The sequence below is a fragment of the Psychrobacter sp. TB20-MNA-CIBAN-0197 genome (genome assembly GCF_040309765.1).
Classification (GTDB): Bacteria; Pseudomonadota; Gammaproteobacteria; order Pseudomonadales; family Moraxellaceae; genus Psychrobacter; species Psychrobacter submarinus.
The window spans coordinates 25,307-42,591 of the sequence record NZ_JBEOPC010000020.1 but is presented as its reverse complement, the minus strand read 5'-3'; the positions used below and the strand labels follow the sequence as shown (position 1 = coordinate 42,591).

At 43.9% G+C, this 17,285-nt stretch carries 14 protein-coding genes; 8 read left to right on the top strand and 6 right to left on the bottom strand.

Annotation, left to right across the window (positions count from 1 at the left end):
* Window positions 1-95: 95 nt before the first annotated feature.
* The gene (locus AAEY83_RS08020; protein WP_025647370.1) at window positions 96-3,200 is read right to left on the bottom strand and encodes a ComEC/Rec2 family competence protein; all 3,105 of its coding nucleotides are present in this window, start codon (window positions 3,198-3,200) and stop codon (window positions 96-98) included.
* Window positions 3,201-3,533: 333 nt separating this feature from the next.
* On the opposite strand from AAEY83_RS08020, the gene AAEY83_RS08015 reads away from it, so the two are divergent.
* On the top strand, window positions 3,534-4,109 hold the full coding sequence (locus AAEY83_RS08015; protein WP_025647371.1) for a DUF2062 domain-containing protein: 576 nt from the start codon (window positions 3,534-3,536) through the stop codon (window positions 4,107-4,109).
* A 22-nt stretch (window positions 4,110-4,131) separates the two neighbouring features.
* Here AAEY83_RS08015 and AAEY83_RS08010 read toward each other — a convergent pair whose 3' ends face one another.
* The 3 genes from AAEY83_RS08010 to AAEY83_RS08000 form a co-directional block, all read right to left on the bottom strand.
* Window positions 4,132-4,437, bottom strand: coding sequence for a hypothetical protein (locus AAEY83_RS08010; protein WP_025647373.1), 306 nt, complete (start codon window positions 4,435-4,437; stop codon window positions 4,132-4,134).
* Window positions 4,438-4,627: 190 nt separating this feature from the next.
* On the bottom strand, window positions 4,628-5,308 hold the full coding sequence (gene lolD, locus AAEY83_RS08005) for a lipoprotein-releasing ABC transporter ATP-binding protein LolD (RefSeq protein WP_025647375.1): 681 nt from the start codon (window positions 5,306-5,308) through the stop codon (window positions 4,628-4,630).
* A 151-nt stretch (window positions 5,309-5,459) separates the two neighbouring features.
* On the bottom strand, window positions 5,460-6,698 hold the full coding sequence (locus AAEY83_RS08000) for a lipoprotein-releasing ABC transporter permease subunit (RefSeq protein WP_025647377.1): 1,239 nt from the start codon (window positions 6,696-6,698) through the stop codon (window positions 5,460-5,462).
* 574 nt (window positions 6,699-7,272) lie between these two features.
* Here AAEY83_RS08000 and AAEY83_RS07995 point away from each other — a divergent pair.
* On the top strand, window positions 7,273-8,241 hold the full coding sequence (locus AAEY83_RS07995) for a hypothetical protein (protein WP_025647378.1): 969 nt from the start codon (window positions 7,273-7,275) through the stop codon (window positions 8,239-8,241).
* A gap of 183 nt (window positions 8,242-8,424) precedes the next feature.
* Here AAEY83_RS07995 and AAEY83_RS07990 read toward each other — a convergent pair whose 3' ends face one another.
* On the bottom strand, window positions 8,425-8,814 hold the full coding sequence (locus AAEY83_RS07990) for an alkyl sulfatase C-terminal domain-containing protein (protein WP_025647379.1): 390 nt from the start codon (window positions 8,812-8,814) through the stop codon (window positions 8,425-8,427).
* Window positions 8,815-9,942: 1,128 nt separating this feature from the next.
* Between AAEY83_RS07990 and ccoN the strand changes: the two genes are divergently transcribed.
* The 6 genes from ccoN to AAEY83_RS07960 all read left to right on the top strand — a co-directional run bounded on the left by ccoN (window position 9,943) and on the right by AAEY83_RS07960 (window position 15,808).
* Complete coding sequence (gene ccoN / locus AAEY83_RS07985) at window positions 9,943-11,424, top strand: cytochrome-c oxidase, cbb3-type subunit I (protein WP_025647380.1); 1,482 nt, start codon at window positions 9,943-9,945, stop codon at window positions 11,422-11,424.
* Window positions 11,425-11,433: 9 nt separating this feature from the next.
* Window positions 11,434-12,072: a cytochrome-c oxidase, cbb3-type subunit II gene (ccoO, locus tag AAEY83_RS07980; RefSeq protein WP_025647381.1), complete on the top strand. Its 639-nt coding sequence runs from the start codon at window positions 11,434-11,436 to the stop codon at window positions 12,070-12,072.
* Entirely contained in the window at window positions 12,072-12,251 is a 180-nt protein-coding gene (locus AAEY83_RS07975; RefSeq protein ID WP_025647383.1) for a CcoQ/FixQ family Cbb3-type cytochrome c oxidase assembly chaperone, read from the top strand. The genes ccoO and AAEY83_RS07975 overlap by 1 nt, the downstream gene beginning before the upstream one ends.
* Window positions 12,251-13,351, top strand: coding sequence for a cytochrome-c oxidase, cbb3-type subunit III (gene ccoP, locus AAEY83_RS07970; RefSeq protein WP_025647385.1), 1,101 nt, complete (start codon window positions 12,251-12,253; stop codon window positions 13,349-13,351). Before AAEY83_RS07975 ends, ccoP begins: the two co-directional genes overlap by 1 nt.
* A gap of 306 nt (window positions 13,352-13,657) precedes the next feature.
* Window positions 13,658-15,070 (top strand): cytochrome c oxidase accessory protein CcoG, encoded by a 1,413-nt coding sequence (gene ccoG / locus AAEY83_RS07965; protein ID WP_037059950.1) that lies wholly within the window; start codon window positions 13,658-13,660, stop codon window positions 15,068-15,070.
* 150 nt (window positions 15,071-15,220) lie between these two features.
* Entirely contained in the window at window positions 15,221-15,808 is a 588-nt protein-coding gene (locus AAEY83_RS07960) for a FixH family protein (RefSeq protein WP_025647388.1), read from the top strand.
* Between the two features lie 133 nt (window positions 15,809-15,941).
* On the opposite strand, the gene ttcA is transcribed toward AAEY83_RS07960, so the two are convergent.
* A complete protein-coding gene (gene ttcA / locus AAEY83_RS07955; protein WP_025647390.1) occupies window positions 15,942-17,069 on the bottom strand; it encodes a tRNA 2-thiocytidine(32) synthetase TtcA in 1,128 nt (375 codons plus the stop codon).
* Window positions 17,070-17,285 lie beyond the last annotated feature (216 nt).

The following is a 17,285-nucleotide window of genomic DNA, read 5'->3' as shown; positions in this document are numbered from 1 at the left end:
TTAGCTATCAGCAGTGCGCATTTGTGAATGTTCAACACGTCCTAACTATTCACTAGCTCTTGACTATAGTCATTCATGAGCCTCAGTTACTAGCCTCAGTTACTAGCCTCAATTACTAGCGCCACCTCCAAGGGCTGCTCATCATAAGTCAGTACTTGCTTAGTCTGCTGCGCTATTAATATCGGTGCCGTTACCGCAGAGCGACTATGACTAAGCCAAGTTGTTGCACTAAAATCTGCTTGGCTCATATTAAAGGCTAAAGGCTCAGCGGCGCATAATAGTGACCACAGTTGCCAACTGCGCTTATGGGTGGCGACATCGAGAATGAGTCGTGATAAAGCGGTGTCTTCAGTTTCAGTACTATTTAAAACCGTACTATTTAAAACAGCATCATTAAATTCAGTATTGTTCGAAACAGTATTTCTTGAAATAGCATTATTGGAAATCCTATTATTCCCAGCAGTCCCAGACAAATCAGACAAACCAGACAAATCAGATAAGGCTTTATCATTGGCAAGCATCTGCACGCTCGCTTTAATAGGCTGCTGAGGGTTGCTAGCATTATAATGCACAACGGTAATCGGCGATTGACTGACGATAGCTAGACTACAATCCCAAATGCTAGCGTCATCAATCTCATTCCAACCAGTGAGCGCTAGTAGTCTTAATTGACCGTTTGGCGCTTGCCACTGCTTACCTTGCTGACAGTCTTGCGCGCTGATAACCCGGTTATCGTCAGTTGTTGTTGCTACGCTTTGTCGCGCTTGCAGTCGCTCATGGCGACCTGCCTGCCAATACTGCGCTGTCGGTAGCTGCTGGCTTAATAGTGTTACGCTCAAAGGTAACAAAGATGATTCTTGCGAAGCTAACTGACGACTACTTGCTGCCGATGTAGAAGACATTTGAGTCGTCATAGGGGCCGCGCTGCTTTGGACCATGCTGCTTTGGACAACAATACCGTCTAGACTTTTAATCGCTAGCGTACGTAGTTGCTGCTCTAGCTGCTCCGCTAATCTTTCAGCGCTCAGCGTACTTGGCCTAGTGCGCTTGCCTTGCGCTCTATGATCGGCCAAAAACAGCCAACTTATCTTATCTTGATCTAATGATTTTTTATTAGCATCGTTTTGCTCGGCTTGGTTTTTATCAGCGGGATAAAGCAATACCGCCGCTGTTATGTAACGATCGCCTGTCGGTAGTATATAAAGCGTTGGCGTCTGCAAGAAAGACTGCTGATTACTATAGATTGTCATCGATAAAAGCGTCAGCGGTACTAAGGACACCCAGCGACTTATAAGCCCTCGCGGTAATAGCCAAGGCAAAAGCATGAGTGCTGCCATTAGTAACATAGCGAAGTTAACGGGGGTGTATAACCAAGCGCTACCTAGCACAGGCAGCGTCGTCAGCCACTCGATTAATTGATGTAAGTGATAGACAATGGCACTGACTACTGCCCAAATGCCATCAGCACTGCTTGGTAAGATTAAATAGCACAAACCTGCTAAAAGATTCAGCGGTACAATAATCCATCCGAATAAGCCAATGGCAAATAGGTTAATGACAAGACCCCATAACGATGCCTTGCCAAACAGTAATAAAGTAATGGGGAGTAGCGCTATAAATAACCAAAACTGTAATCTAAAGAGACGCTTAAATAATAGCCAACCTTTACTGTGCATATCAGTTAATCTATTGGAGCTATAGCCGATCTTAACTGACTGAGCTGCCATAACGGAGGACGAGGAGCTAGTCGCGGCCGAAGTCTGATTTGTCAGCTTATCCTCATAGCTCAGCAGTAGCGCAACAGCAATAAACGACAGCCAATAGCCGGCTTGCCATAACACATACGGATCTAGCCAAGCCATTAGGATAGCTAGAGCTAACAATACCTGCAGAGTACTGACCGGCACTAATGTCAGACGTACTAAGCCTATCGCTAATAACATCCAAGCGGTGCGCGCCGCTGGCACATCAAAGCCGGTAAATAAGGCATAAATAAAAGCGGAAGCTATCATCACCCACCAGCGTACTTGCCAGCGCGGCAGCAGGCGATAAAGTGCCGGATAAAAGCGCTCGACCAGCATCACTACCATAGCAGCTAATATAATCGCCAAAAACAGCACATGGGTCCCTGAGATCGCTAATAGATGCGAGATGCCAGCAAGCTGATACAGATCTTTGGTTTCGCGATTGATTAAGCTGCGATCGCCGGTCAGCAAACTCAACGTCACTGCATCTGCTTGTTGTTTCACAGCACTTTTAGTAGACCAGTCTTGATAAAAGTGCTGACGTAGCTGCAAACGCCAGTTATCAATAGTGTTACGCAGCCGCGACCAACTAGAGGCCGAATCACTAACAGTACTAGCGGCACTCGTCGACTGATTCGAATAGCTAGTAGCAGCTGAGCTGAGCGCGATAATCGTCGCAGTCCCATCGATGTGACGGGCACGTAGCCAGCGATAGCTATCAAAGCCAGTTGGGTTATTGAGCGCTTGCTCGGAGCTGACTAATGGCGCGAGCGTTAAGCTCATCAATATGCGCTCGCCCGGCTGTAAGCGATTTAACCTAGCGACACTAGCAGTATCATTGGCTTTATTGGGATATAAACTTAGCAGTACCCGCTGATTCGATGATGCGCCACCTGACTGCAGGATATCATCCGCCTTACTCTCAACGCTTTTTTTAGCCAACTGTTCAGCACTAAGATCGTCGGTTAACGGCACTATCTCGCTTAAAGTCGCGACCTGCCGATAGCCGCTATTCATCGTCGCGTCGTACACGCTATCACTGATGCCTTCAATGGTCACCCAGGCTTGCACGCGCTCGGACGCTGTTATCTTGGTACGCTCTAACTGCTGGTGAGCAGTAAGCGCTTGTAGCAAGCTACCAACGATTAAGGCTAGTGCCAAGATTGCTACAATTAGATAGCGCAGCGGTTGAAGCAAGCTAAATATACGAGCAGTTGATGAGGCTGATTTTGAAGATAGTTTTGGGGAACTGTTAACAGAAGTATCTGATGAAGGTAAGCTTAGACGCTGATTTAATAAGATGAGTAGAATCGTAATGATGATAAGTAGACTAGGTAAAAGCAGATAGTGACTAGTATCTAAGAAAGCGAAGCTCTGCGGCAAGGGTATAGTCGCAGCTTTGGTCAATACAGCTGCCATCACACTTATTATTAGCGCGCCAACTCCCCAATACATTGACATCCTCGCTCGCTAATGTGAATTTATGCTAGGATTAAGCATAGAGCCAATGCAATAGCGGTTCGCTATCTAAGCTTGGCGCTGACCATAGCATTTGTGCCTTTATTACGATTACCTTATACTATTTTATAACCAAATCGCTATAATAAAAAATTTGTAATAAAGTATCGCTGTAAAAACACTTATCAACAGCTTATTCATAAGCTTTCAGTCGCTATCCCCTCATCATAGCACTATTAATAATGATATACTTTTGACTTAAAACGTAATTGCCTACCGATTGGCTTATTTTTTAGCAGCGGGCTGTAATTAACGACTAAAGGCAGGCATGTGTCAAAAAAACGTCTGAAGAACCTACTTCCTACTCCTGAACAAATCTTACAAAGCCGCAGCTTAAAGTTCTTTGCGCCGCATTTAGGCGACCCTAGATTATGGCAGTTCAATCGCCACAGCTTAAATAAAGCGGTGTATATCGGCGTGCTTAGCGCTTTTTTTCCGCTACCGGGCCAGATGCTACTGGCCTTAATCGGTGCGCTTATTTTTCGCGCAAATGTGCCTATGGCGCTGGGTCTGACTTGGATTACTAACCCGCTGACGACGCTGCCCATCTTTTACACAGGCTATTATATTGGCGCAAAGATTATTGATGTGCCGATGATTAGCTTACGGCTGATTGGTAGGATGATTGCTGATTTTAGTCTATGGGTATTGTCGGACGGTGCCAATCCTTTTATCACTTATAAAGGTGCAGTATCGATTACTGCGTTTTGTCTTGGTCTGACTATCTTAGCTATTGTTAGTAGTATTATCTGCGGCTTAGCCTTCAAAGGCATTTGGCGTTATAAGACTGTCAGCAGTTGGCAGAAGCGTCAACGCCTGCGAACCGACAAGACGCCTAAACCTTGATGTACTAATGCTTTAAATCATGCTAATTGTTTTGATGCTCGTCCAATGCCTCGAGGATATTATCTTTAAAATTATTATCCATTACCTGCGTGGTGACGGCCTTGTCATTTTTGGTTAAGGTATATTGCTTAGCTGTCGGCGTTTGCTGTACTTCTAAATAATAATCCACCCCCGCTAAAGTAATCGCATCAAAAATGGCAGCCAATTGCTCTTTTTGTGCCTCTCTATCGACTTGCTCAAATGCTTGAACATCGATATAAGGCAGTAAAGGCTCATCTCCCTCTTCTGCACTACCAAAAGCAGCAATTGGGTCATCTCCCTTATCCATAATGTCACTCCTCAAAAGTAAATAATAGCAAAACGATACTATCGATTGATGTTAAAAACAACAGCGACTATTTATTGCTATCGTAGCTTTTCTGGCGGCTAAGTTGCTTCGATATGACCTAATAACTTAGTAAACGAGCAACTTAGCAACTTAATGACTTAGTAAATTAATAACTTAATAAACGAGCACCTTAATAGTCTTCCCAATGACCATTACGCAATAACAGCTGACGATCGGCAAGCGCGGCTAAGCTGCGATCATGAGTCACCATAAGCAGCGCGGTTTTCATTGTGCTTTGCAGCTCTGATAACAACCCAAACACGCTTTGCGCATTATCATAATCTAAGTTACCCGTCGGCTCATCGGCCAAAATCAGCGATGGCTTAGTTACCAGTGCACGAGCAATCGCTACCCGCTGACGCTCGCCGCCAGATAGCTCGCCAGGCCGATGCTCTAAACGATGACCTAAGCCTACGTTTTCTAAGATTTCAATCGCTTGCTGACGCGCCTCAGTAGTCGATATTTTTGGGCGCATCAGTAGCGGCATAGCGACATTTTCGATAGCGGTAAACTCAGCTAACAGATGATGGAACTGATAAATAAAGCCCAGATACTGATTACGCATCGCACCGCGCTCTGTCTCATTCATATCGTTAAGACGCTGACCATGTAGCCACACCTCACCGCTAGTGGGCGTATCCAAGCCGCCTAATAAGTGCAACAAAGTGCTTTTACCCGAACCACTAGTACCGACGATAGCCACACGCTCGCCGGCGCTGATATTGAGATCCAGACCCGTGAGTACTTGGGTGTGTACCGCTCCATCATCATAGATTTTGTTAATATTGCTTGCCTTCAAAATAACTGACATAGCGCTTCCTTTATTCTTTAATAGCTTACCGCTTCTATATCGACACTGATGTCTAGGCTAATATAGCGTCCGGTTTGTATCATTATTTGTATTTAAATCAAACTATAATCTAGACAATCGACAATCCTGTTACAGTTGCATACTGCCGCGATTACTCATAGCGCAATGTTTGGGCTGGCTGAATCTTAGCTGCTCGGCGCGCCGGATAAATAGTCGCTAAGAAGCTCAGGATAAACGAAGCACCAGTAATCAATACCACATCGACTATACGTAGCTGTGAAGGCAGATAATTGACAAAATAAGCATCGAATAAATGCAGACCAAAAGCTTGATTGATAAAGCCCAAGATATCGCTAACCGTCAGTGCAAATATCACCCCTAGTATGGTCCCAGCGACTGTACCAATAACGCCAATTACTACGCCTTGCACCATAAATACTTGCGTAATCAGCCGCGGCGACGCGCCAAAGGTTTTTAAGATAGCGATATCGGCTTTTTTGTCTGTTACTAGCATCACTAAGCTTGAAACGATGTTAAAAGCCGCTACTAAAATAATCAAAAACAGCAATAAGCCGACCATCGCTTTTTCCATTTGGATCGCGCCAAACAAGTTGCCATGGGTTTGGGTCCAGTCACTAGGATACAGCTGAGGCGGCGCTATGCTAGCCGCCTTTTGCGCGGCTGTGGGCGCTTGGAAGATATCATCAAGCTTCAAGCGAATACCTTGCGCGCCATCCGGTAGTCGTAATAGCTTTGCTGCATCATTCATCGGTATAAAGGCAGCTAAAGTATTGACGTCTGGGCTAATATTAAAGATACCCGTCAAAGTAAAGCGTTTAAACCTAGGTATAACGCCGGCTGGTGATGGCGAAGCCTCTGGTAGCACCAAAGTGACTTTATCACCGATACTCAGACCGAGCGATTGCACCATCTCCTCACCCAAAACGATATTGAAATCACCGCTTTGTAGGGTATCAATATCCCCCTCCATCATATGATTATTAATAATGGAGACGTTTTTCTCATACTCAGGCTCGATACCCGTGACCATAATACCCGCGACTTGACCGTTCGCTGTTAGCATACCTTGTAGCTGGATAAAGGGGGCCACTGCTGCCACTTCTGGATCTTCAGCCTTGATACGATCAGCTAATGGCTGCCAATCACTAATCACCTCAGATGAGGTAACGGTAGCTTGCGGCACCATACCGAGTATGCGGGTTTTTAGCTCTCGATCGAAGCCATTCATCACTGATAGTACCGTGATCAGGACAGCTACTCCCAAGGTCAAACCTATCATGGAGATCAAAGATATAAAGGAGATAAAGCGGTTACTGCGCTCAGCTCGGGTATAACGCAAGCCAATAAATAATGCTAAAGGACGAAACATAGTCAAACTCTTTATCTTATTTATATGCGCTTCTCTATCGTGACCGCAGCCTTACACAAATCTCTATCGTGACCGCAGTCTTACACAAATCTCTATCGTGACCGCAGTCTTACACAAATAAGGCGAATAGGACGAATAAAGCTTTGTAACCAAATAAACAGGCATATAAATAGGGTTCTAGACAGATCTGCTGGGTATTTACTCCATCAACACCCTGATAGAGTAATAAGACTGCCAAAAAAAGGGGATAGTTTGACACAATTTTATGAATATGTGCCAATGATTAGCATAAACTAATGGGGTTTTTTGGCAAAACCGCTTGGTTTATGATTATTTTTTGGCAGGGGCTTGCTATTGTTTGCCATCATACCTATATATTGTATGCTAAAGACAAATGTCATTAACCCATCATTGTGATATAACGGATAGCGTGACGACATTGCAGCCAGCATCGCTTAACTATAATATAAATATTATTGATATCAACATATCGTGCTCTATGCGCTTGGATGCATGACATAATACTTAGCGCTCACCATCCAACCTTATCACTGTTTTAAGTTTGAGTATTTTCATGACCATTAATTATCAGTATCAAAACGTACAAGCCCCTACCAAAATCACCTTATTCGACGAACAGACTGCTGGTCATGCTGATCATTGGCGTATATTGACTGATGATATGAGTCAGGATGTGCCCGAATGGTTACAGCAAATGATTGAGCATGCAGCTATCCCAAAAGGCCTTAATAGCAATGTGAGCGCCTCAGACAGCTGTCTCTTATTGTCTGAAGATCAGCCCTGCCATATCAATCAAGTTTTAGCTATGAAAGAGGGTCGACCAGAACGCTTCATTAACGCCTACCCGTGCGTCGATAGCCCCTATGGATTGAACTGCAAAATCGAGCGTATTATTGCCAATGACAACTCGCACGATGCCGTACTGCGTTTACGTAGCGGTGATGGCAGTATCATTTATGCGTTTGATCAACTCTATACTGCCAACCGTCACCAATACCAGCAAGGCACCTCATACTTTATAAACTTTAGTGCTTGGGCGCATGAGATCTCAATTAGCGAACAAAACGAGGTGATTAAAGTCGAAGACGAGGAAGCCATTCGCTACCATCGCGCTTTTAACGATATCGTCGCCGCTAACGACGGCAAAGTACCTGACGATCTGCAGCAGCAAATCGCAGAGTGGCAGCCTGAGACAAAAGAGCAGATGGCACCCGTAGAGATTAATCTAGGTCATATGTGCGCCTATTTATTCGGCGACACTTTAGGTCAAGAAGATGAAGCTTGGTGTCAAGGGCAAGTGCTAGGCAAGCAGCAAACTGTCTTTCATGGTAAGCCTATTATCTTGTTTGATGTTGTGATCCTGCGTGAACAAGACGCCGATCCTTTTGTGGTTCGTATTGGTGCTTGTGAGACCGATGAGACAAAAGCAATTGCAGTACACGACTATGTGCAAGCAAATATCTGGCTACAAGCAGCGATCTATAAAGAAAATCAGCACGAACAAGCAAAATCAGCCAGCTAAAAACGCCGTTAATAATGCTTCATAAAAAAACCCCAAACATGACGTTTGGGGTTTTTTTAACTTATACTTTCAAAGATTAATATTGTCAGGGGCTTCGACTTTAAAGAGCTATAGTTGCAACGTATTACTCATAACGCTTAACACCCTTTAGCGCGTAGCACACGCTAAAAACCACGCTAAAAACTAAGCCAACGTCGTCATTGACTTGATATCTTTAAACAGTGCTTTTTGCTCATCGCTTGGACGAGCGGTTTGTAGCGCCATCAATTGCGACATATCGCCTTCGACGCGAATTTTACCACTCATAAAGGCACCCATAATCTCATTCATATCGAAGTCCGTGATGATTGACTGCAAAGTATTACGGTCTAGCAGCAAAGTTGTCGTTGCCTCAGCATTCAAACCTTTATGCAATAAGCCATTAGCGAAATGACTTTCTATCACCTCATCGCCGTCTGTGACTTTTAGGTTAATTACCATGTTCTCTAGGGCAGGAGGAAGGTTGAGCTCACCGGCTTCATTGCCCATTTTTTCTACTTCTTCAAACCAGTTATCCGTTAAAAAAACCGCCATATTCTTATCCTTAGTGAATACTTATTATTGATACTTATTATATTTATCTTATCATCGGTGCTAATAGACATAGAGGTCATCTTACTGATTTGACCCCAAGCTACGCATCGAATCTATAAACATAGACATTGATATAAACAGCGTCTACACAAGTATATTGAGTGGTAGTTATTGTCATAAAACTATTTATACGCCTTTATTATAAGGGTGAGTTTGACTAGAAGTAAAACCCAATCTCATGGTTAATGACCAAATAGTTACAAAATTGATAGCTTAGCTTTTATTTAGCAGGTCTTACTTGTGGCATCAGTCAAAAACCAGATACCTTCAACACTTAACGCTATTTTACCCATGCAAATATAACAGCGCCAGTATGCGCTTAATAGACTTAAACAGTACTGAGGTCGCGCCGCTATTTTGTGCTTCAAGAGCCCATTAAGATAAGTTGTCCGATAAATTATTTACCAAAGAGTTTGTATTTTGGGGCAACAGCTTGATGATATTTGATTAAGATTGCGTTACAATACCCTTAAACAGAGTCGGGAGTTTTAACTAAACGTTACCTGAGCGTGTTTTTTGTCAGCAGTCGCTAGCATATATCTACTTTTCATTAGCTTATAAGAGGGATGAAGATCCACTTATATTTCAGTCTATACTCGGTCAATCGTTATCTAGTCGATATTTACGAGCCCAGTTACTGTAGCTTAATACTTAGATACTCACTACGATAACTACTAAGTTAATCATTGAACTAACCACTGATTTTAGTAGTTAATATTAGCGACTAAACTGAATAATCAGACTTAGTAACCCAAATTAGTCATTTAATTGAATAATTACGGTCTGAGTATGACAAGATTTATTAACTTTAACGATATATTAATCATCCTTACTTTGCTCAATAGTATTATTGGCCTTTATGGCTATTTTTCCGCTCAGTCAACGCTGAGATAGCAAGAGTTTGGCTCACTAGTTAATACCTCGTTACAGTGATAGATACGCCTGACAGTAGCATGCGCCGCAATCCCTATCCAAAAGATAGCATCGCCTCTTAACCTTGCTATCTTTTGGATACCGCAAAGCTTTAGTTAATTCTGTTGATAATTTAGGCTGTAAAGGAATCATCCAATGAGTTTACAAAACACAGCAGTCGCCCCTATAGACCGCGAGTATGAGATCACTATCGTAAGATTCTTTACGATTATGGCTGTCATCTGGGGCATCGTCGGCATGAGTCTCGGTGTTTTCATTGCCTCACAATTGGCGTGGCCAGCACTTAACTTTGACATTCCATGGCTGACATTTAGTCGTCTAAGACCACTGCATACTAACGCGGTTATCTTTGCGTTCGGTGGCTGTGCCCTGTTCGCAACCTCTTATTACATCGTACAGCGTACCTGTAAGACTCGATTGTTCGCCCCGTATTTAGCTTGGTTTACCTTTTGGGGTTGGCAAGCGGTTATCGTTGCTGCCGTTATTACCCTTCCTCTAGGTTTGACGTCAAGTAAAGAGTACGCTGAGCTTGAGTGGCCGATCGATATCTTGATTGCTTTAGTATGGGTATCCTATGCTATCGTATTCTTTGGCACGCTTATCAAACGCAAAACCTCACATATCTATGTCGCTAACTGGTTCTTTGCTGCCTTTATCATTACGATTGCCTTGTTGCATATCGTCAATAGCATGGCCATTCCTGTTAGTGCGTTTAAATCATACTCGCTGTTTGGCGGTGCGACCGATGCGATGGTGCAGTGGTGGTATGGACATAACGCGGTTGGTTTTTATCTGACGGCAGCATTCCTTGGGATGATGTATTACTTCGTTCCGGTACAGATTGGTCGTCCGATCTACTCTTATCGTCTGTCTATCGTGCATTTTTGGGCGTTGATTGCTTCATATATGTGGGCCGGTGGTCACCATTTGCATTACTCAGCGCTACCCGATTGGACACAGTCGCTAGCTATGGTGTTCTCTATCATCCTATTCGCACCTTCTTGGGGCGGTATGATTAACGGTGTTCTTACCTTGTCTGGCAGTTGGGATAAGCTACGTACTGACCCGATTATTCGCTTTATGATTGTCGCTTTATCGTTCTACGCGATGTCGACGTTTGAGGGGCCAATGATGTCTATTAAGACAGTCAACGCGCTCTCACATAACACGGACTGGACGGTAGGTCACGTTCACTCAGGGGCACTGGGCTGGGTTGGTTTGATTACTATTGGTTCGATATATGTCATGCTACCGCGTATCTATAATAAACCCAAAATGTATTCTGTCAGTCTGATCACCACGCACTTTTGGCTGGCAACTGCTGGAACAATTTTCTACATCGTATCTATGTGGATCTCAGGTATTGGCCAAGGCATGATGTGGCTTGCGACTAACCCTGATGGTACTTTGGTATACAGCTTTGTCGATACGGTTGAGTTCTCACACTTCCCTTATATCGGCCGTGCATTTGGTGGTCTATTATATGTATCGGGTATGTTTGTGATGGCCTATAACGTCTATCGTACTATTAAGATGCCTGAAGGAAAGCCTGTCGATATCGCTGACCCAACGGATCATGAACCTAGTGTTGACCAAACTTCGACAGCTAAAGTATAAGGAGCGATCATGGCTGGTACACCGCATGAAATTATTGAAAAAAATACAGGCTTGTTGGTCATCTTTATCGTTATCGCTATTAGCTTTGCAACGCTAGTCGAAATTGTGCCGCTAATATACGATAACAAGAATCCAGAGGATGGCGGGGTCAATACGCCGCTTCCTGCAATGGAGCCTTGGACAGCGCTTGAGTTTGAAGGCCGCGACATTTACATCCGTGAAGGCTGTCACGTTTGCCACACGCAAATGGTTCGCCCTCTACGGGCTGAAGTTGAGCGTTATGGCCCCTACTCTCGTGCGGCAGAATCGACGTGGGATCACCCTTTTCTTTGGGGTTCGAAACGTACTGGTCCTGATCTAGCACGGGTTGGTGGTCGCTATTCAGAAGACTGGCAAAAGCAGCATTTGATTGATCCTCGGTCGCTAGTACCTGAGTCTGTTATGCCAGGTTTCCCGTGGCTTGCCACTAACGAAGTGGACGGAGTCAAGGTACAAGCCAAAATGCGCTTATTCCGTGATCGCTTTGGGGTTCCTTACACTGAAGAAGATATCGAAGGCGCTCCTGATCTCGTACTTGGTGCTACAGAACTTGATGCTCTAGTCGCTTATTTACAGCAACTAGGTACAGCGATGGAAGGACAGCGCTAATGGGTATTGGTGAATTACAAACATTTGCAACTGTTGCTGCCTTCATCGCCTTTATAGGTGTTGCTTGGTGGGCTTATTCGCCAAAAAACAAAAAACGCTTCGAAGAAGATGCACAACTTGCGCTCGATGACGATATCCGTGATGATTCGTCTGACGAGCAGCGCAATAAGGATAAATGATGACATTCTTTTGGAGTTCTTGGATTACCATACTCAGTATCGCTTGTTGGGCCGGTATTCTTGGCGTCTTATTATTTGTGCTCAAATATAAGCCTGATGTCGAAGAAGACGGTACTACTGGACACAGTTACGATGGTATTCGAGAATATGATAAACCGCTACCAAAATGGTGGTTAGTGATATTTTTTGGTTCAATTATTTGGGGCGTGGCTTACTGGATATTCTTTCCAGCTATCCAACCAACAAACTGGAACGGTATAGCTACCGTTGAAGTTGATGGCGAAACGGTGCCATGGACCTCAGAAAACGAGCTGTATAGTGAGCTTGAAGCTAACGATAAGATCTTCACTGATAACTTTGAGCAAAGCATCTTAGCAAAAGCTGGTGCGAGTGATGCGACAGCCGTCTTGGACGAGCTTAACAGCTTACAGACGACACTGCGTCGTAGTGAAGAGCCACCTGCAGATCTGCAAACTCAGATTGATGATAGAATCGCTGCGCTTGCGCCTGCGGTTGAGAAGCTATCGCAAGATCCGAATGCGTTAAAAGTCGGTAGTCGCTTATTCTTACAAAACTGCGCGGTCTGTCATGGTTCTAATGCCAAAGGCGCGACAGGTTACCCTAACCTAACTGATAATGATTGGTTGTATGGCGGCGCGCCTGAAAACATCTTGACGACCCTACATAAAGGCCGCGTGGGTGGTATGACAGCATGGCGTGATCAACTTGGTGAAGAGGGTATTCGTTCGGTAGCTGAGTATGTACTATCACTCTCCCCTCGCAAAGGCGGTGCCAGCAACGGTGAGCTGGATCAAACTTTAGTCGCTCAGGGCGAAAGTATATTTAAAGAGCCGACCAACTGTGTGCTTTGTCACGGTCCAGAGGGTAAAGGTATGATCTCTACTGGCGCGCCAAACTTAACCGATGATATTTGGTTATATGGCGGTGATCGTGAGACCGTACGTGAGACGCTTCGTTATGGCCGTGCCGGTGTGATGCCTGAGTGGGAAACTAAGTTAGGAAACGAGCGTATTATGCTTCTAGCCGCGTATGTTTACTCGCTTTCGGATAGATCTACTCCTAACACGAGCAATAATTAAGCCAATCATAACGCAAGTTTAGAAATAATAGCATTTTACTAAAGGAGGACTGTTAATGCAGTTCTCCTTTTTTAGTTAGCAGTCCACTCGTTTTTATGACTCAAGCGCTTTGAATATCTTTAGGTTATAGTGCTACCGATATTGCTATTTGCGCTTATACCCCCATTTATATTAGGGGAAATGTTAAAATAGTCGTTTCTAAAGCTTAGTGTTTATTTTAGGTTATAACAACATGATTATGACAACATTTTCTATAGCGTCTAATCAGACTGCGAATTGATTCTTTTTTTAAAAAGAGGCAAGTTTATGTCAGCTCCACAACCCAATAAGATCCCTGTACAACAAATAGACCTCGATGCGACTAAACATCGAGTGCATCCTCGCTTTGTTACTGGTTTTTATCAAAATATCCGCGTCATTAGTATGTATTTCTTTTTGGCGTTGTTTTTGTTATTACCATGGCTACGTTATGACGGCAGGCAAGCTATTTGGTTTGATGTACCCTCGCAGCACTACTACATCTTTGGGATGACATTTTTGACGCAAGATTTTTATTTTATTGCTATATTTGCCATCATTGCTGCCTTTACGCTATTTATGGTGACGGTCTATGCCGGCCGAGTGTGGTGCGGTTATGCTTGCCCACAAACGATTTGGACACATCTATATCAGCATGTCGAAAAATGGGTGATCGGTGATCGTAACAAGCGTATCAAGTTCGATAAGTCGCCAATGGGCCCAAAAAAGATCATTAAGCGCTCGCTGATTTACTTTATCTGGTTTGTCTTTTCTTTGATTACCGCGACTACTTTTGTCAGTTATGTCTCAGGTACTGAGTTTATTTATCAAAGCTGGCAGACAATAGGGTTTATCCCCTTCCCTGATTGGCCAACATGGATATGGGTATCGGTATTTATTTTTACCTTTGCCACTTATGCCAATGCCGGTTATATGCGTGAGCAGATGTGTGTACATATTTGTCCTTATGGCCGCTTCCAAAGCGTCATGTTTGATAAAGACACGCTTATTGTCTCTTACGATTATGAGCGTGGTGAGCCACGCGGCGCGCGTAAAAAAGGCACCAATCCTGATGATTTAGGCGATTGTATCGAGTGTCAGATGTGTGTGCAGGTCTGCCCTACCGGTATCGACATCCGTGATGGTCTGCAAGTTGCTTGTATTCAGTGCGCCGCCTGTATTGATGCTTGTAATGAGATTATGGACAAAGTTGGCTATCCACGCGGGCTGATTCGTTATACAACCGAGCGTCAATTGGCCGAGAAAGAGCCGAGCCGTGTACTGCGTCCGCGCCTATTTGCTTATCTGGCATTGCTGACGATACTGTGCGGCGGTCTAATCTTTGCGCTAACCGATCGGGTGCCACTAGAGATCGATATACGCCGCGACCGCAACCAGCTGTCGTCCTTAAATCAGCAAGGTATGATTGAAAACAGCTACGTGGTCAAACTCATCAATAAAACGCAGGATGAGCATACTTACAAGATTACTTTAGAGCCTGAAGACGGTTTGAGTTTGCAGCTACGCTTCAATGATGTTCCTTTAGCGCCTGGTGAAAGCTTTGATATGCCCGTTAGCATTTATGGGGACCCAGAAATTGTCGAACCAGGACAAACGCCTGTGACGCTGCATGTTGAGAGCGAAGATGGTCAATATAAAGTCAGTAAAGACAATGTCTTTACCACACAAGGTCAGTTGTAGCCAATAAGGGTCAGCGCTTCCAGTAAGATGATTCACATAGCGCTGATCTTTTGCTTAAATTTACTGCATGTCTTATATTCGATAAGTGGCTATTATCTTATATAGGACATTTATCTATGTATTAAACGCTATTTTATTAATAGGTATTTTATGTCTACTTCCTCATCGAACTTTAAACATCAAGATAGCCAGCCATGGTACAAGAATTACATGGTGGTTATTTTTGTTATTGGTCTACCGGCGTTTGTGGTAGTGGCTTGTATTTTCTTTGTGTATTACTCCTATCAAATCCGTGATAGCGTAGTACGTGATGACTGGTACATGGATGGCAAGACGCTGTATCACGATGTCTCACGTGATAAGCTCACTTACGATTTAGATTTGCATGGTCAAATGCAGTTCTCTGACACAGGCGAGATCGTTTTTTATTTGAATTATCCCGAGCAGAGTCTACAATCAGGCACCTTATTGAACGGTGAGCCAGTCACTTATCCTGATACTCTGAACTTGTCCATCTCTCATGCCACGGACATCAAAAAAGATCGTGATGTGGTATTAGAGCATCAAGGCGCTAATAAATATACCGCGCAAGCGGACATTGACCCTTTAAAAGCCAAATACTATCTACAAGTCAGTAACGAAGGCAATAATGATTGGCGTATGCAAGATGTGGCAAAACTGCCGCGTGCGGAGGAGGTCAGCTTCGATCCGCTACCGGTGTTTGAAAAAACTTCCTAATAGAACTTATTAAAATCCTTAAAGCAAAAGCCAGCTAACTTGAACGGTTAGCTGGCTTTTTTATGAATGCTAGCTTGTTTATAAGGGCTAACTTGTTTATAAATACTATTAAGTTAACCACCGTTTATTCAAATTATAATACTGGATTAATGGTAGGAATCTTTGTGCTTTGCTGGCTTTTATTTGTCGCTATCGAATACTCTTTATCTGGGCTGCTAGCGCTAAAAGCTTGTTTTTTGGGCTCAGTCGGCAAGCCTATCTCATCAAGACTGCTTTGCTGCCCGACTTGAATGTTATCGCCTTCAAATAAGCGCTCGCTATCATCGCGCTCACTGGCCAACGTTTCAAAATCGAATAGCTCGCGATCGGCTAATTGTGACGGCGCAACGTTTTGCATGGCTTTAAAAATAGAAGCCAAGCGCTGCGGATGAGCATCATCCCATTCGCGTAGCATATCGTTGATAATAGCGCGTTGCAGGTTGGTTTGGCTGCCGCATAGATTGCAAGGAATAATCGGGAACTCCTTTAGCGCCGCATAGTCGATGATGTCTTTTTCTTGCACGTAAGCCAGTGGCCGGATCAAAACATTTTGCTTGTCATCACTAAGAAGCTTGGGCGGCATAGACTTTAGTGCGCCGCCATGAAAGAGATTCAAAAAGAAAGTCGCTAGCATATCATCGCGGTGATGACCTAGAGCGATTTTGGTCGCGCCGATTTGTTTGGCAAAGCCATAAAGCGAGCCGCGACGTAAGCGTGAGCACGCTGAACAGTAAGTCTTGCCTTCTGGTACTACGCTTTTGACAATACTATACGTGTCTTTTTCTAAGATATAATGCGCTATTCCTTGCTCATTTAGATAATTAGGCAACACCTCCTCTGGGTAGCCTGGCTGCTTTTGATCCAAATTGACTGCCACAACATCAAAATGAATCGGCGCCACACGTTTTAGCAGCAGTAAAATATCGAGCAAAGTATAGCTGTCCTTGCCGCCTGAGACACAGACCATGACTACATCGCCGTCCTCAATCATATTAAAATCTTGAATCGCTGCAGACACTTGCCGGCGTAGCTTTTTTTGTAGCTTACGAAAGTGCGCTGATTCAGTCGGTGCTTGTGAGTCAGCAGCCCTATCCTCATTACTATCCTCTTCAGCATCGGCCTCTATACTATAACGATTAAAGCCTGCTTCATTAGACATATCATCAGACACATCGTTGGTCTGAGAAGGGTTGTCTGGCGTAAACAAGGTTGCTGTGGTCATAAGTTACTCAATATCTTTATAAGGATGATTTTACTATAAAGCGATTTGCTATAAAGCACCGTCAATGATGCGAGATGGTCGCTGCTTTAAAAGCTGCGATTATAACAAATAATGCTAACAGATTGAAAAGATGACAGTAATACAGACTGTATTTTATCAGGATATTATTGGATATGGCTTTGTCGCCTTTGTGACACGTGATTGATCGCTTCATGG

Bases quoted from the DNA above. Each gene is read 5' to 3' on its own strand.
- AAEY83_RS08020 (WP_025647370.1), bottom strand. From the start codon at position 3,200: ATGTATTGGGGAGTTGGCGCGCTAATAATAAGTGTGATGGCAGCTGTA.
- AAEY83_RS08010 (WP_025647373.1), bottom strand. From the start codon at position 4,437: ATGGATAAGGGAGATGACCCAATTGCTGCTTTTGGTAGTGCAGAAGAG.
- lolD (WP_025647375.1), bottom strand. From the start codon at position 5,308: ATGTCAGTTATTTTGAAGGCAAGCAATATTAACAAAATCTATGATGAT.
- AAEY83_RS08000 (WP_025647377.1), bottom strand. From the start codon at position 6,698: ATGTTTCGTCCTTTAGCATTATTTATTGGCTTGCGTTATACCCGAGCT.
- AAEY83_RS07995 (WP_025647378.1), top strand. From the start codon at position 7,273: ATGACCATTAATTATCAGTATCAAAACGTACAAGCCCCTACCAAAATC.
- AAEY83_RS07990 (WP_025647379.1), bottom strand. From the start codon at position 8,814: ATGGCGGTTTTTTTAACGGATAACTGGTTTGAAGAAGTAGAAAAAATG.
- ccoN (WP_025647380.1), top strand. From the start codon at position 9,943: ATGAGTTTACAAAACACAGCAGTCGCCCCTATAGACCGCGAGTATGAG.
- ccoO (WP_025647381.1), top strand. From the start codon at position 11,434: ATGGCTGGTACACCGCATGAAATTATTGAAAAAAATACAGGCTTGTTG.
- AAEY83_RS07975 (WP_025647383.1), top strand. From the start codon at position 12,072: ATGGGTATTGGTGAATTACAAACATTTGCAACTGTTGCTGCCTTCATC.
- ccoP (WP_025647385.1), top strand. From the start codon at position 12,251: ATGACATTCTTTTGGAGTTCTTGGATTACCATACTCAGTATCGCTTGT.
- ccoG (WP_037059950.1), top strand. From the start codon at position 13,658: ATGTCAGCTCCACAACCCAATAAGATCCCTGTACAACAAATAGACCTC.
- AAEY83_RS07960 (WP_025647388.1), top strand. From the start codon at position 15,221: ATGTCTACTTCCTCATCGAACTTTAAACATCAAGATAGCCAGCCATGG.
- ttcA (WP_025647390.1), bottom strand. From the start codon at position 17,069: ATGACCACAGCAACCTTGTTTACGCCAGACAACCCTTCTCAGACCAAC.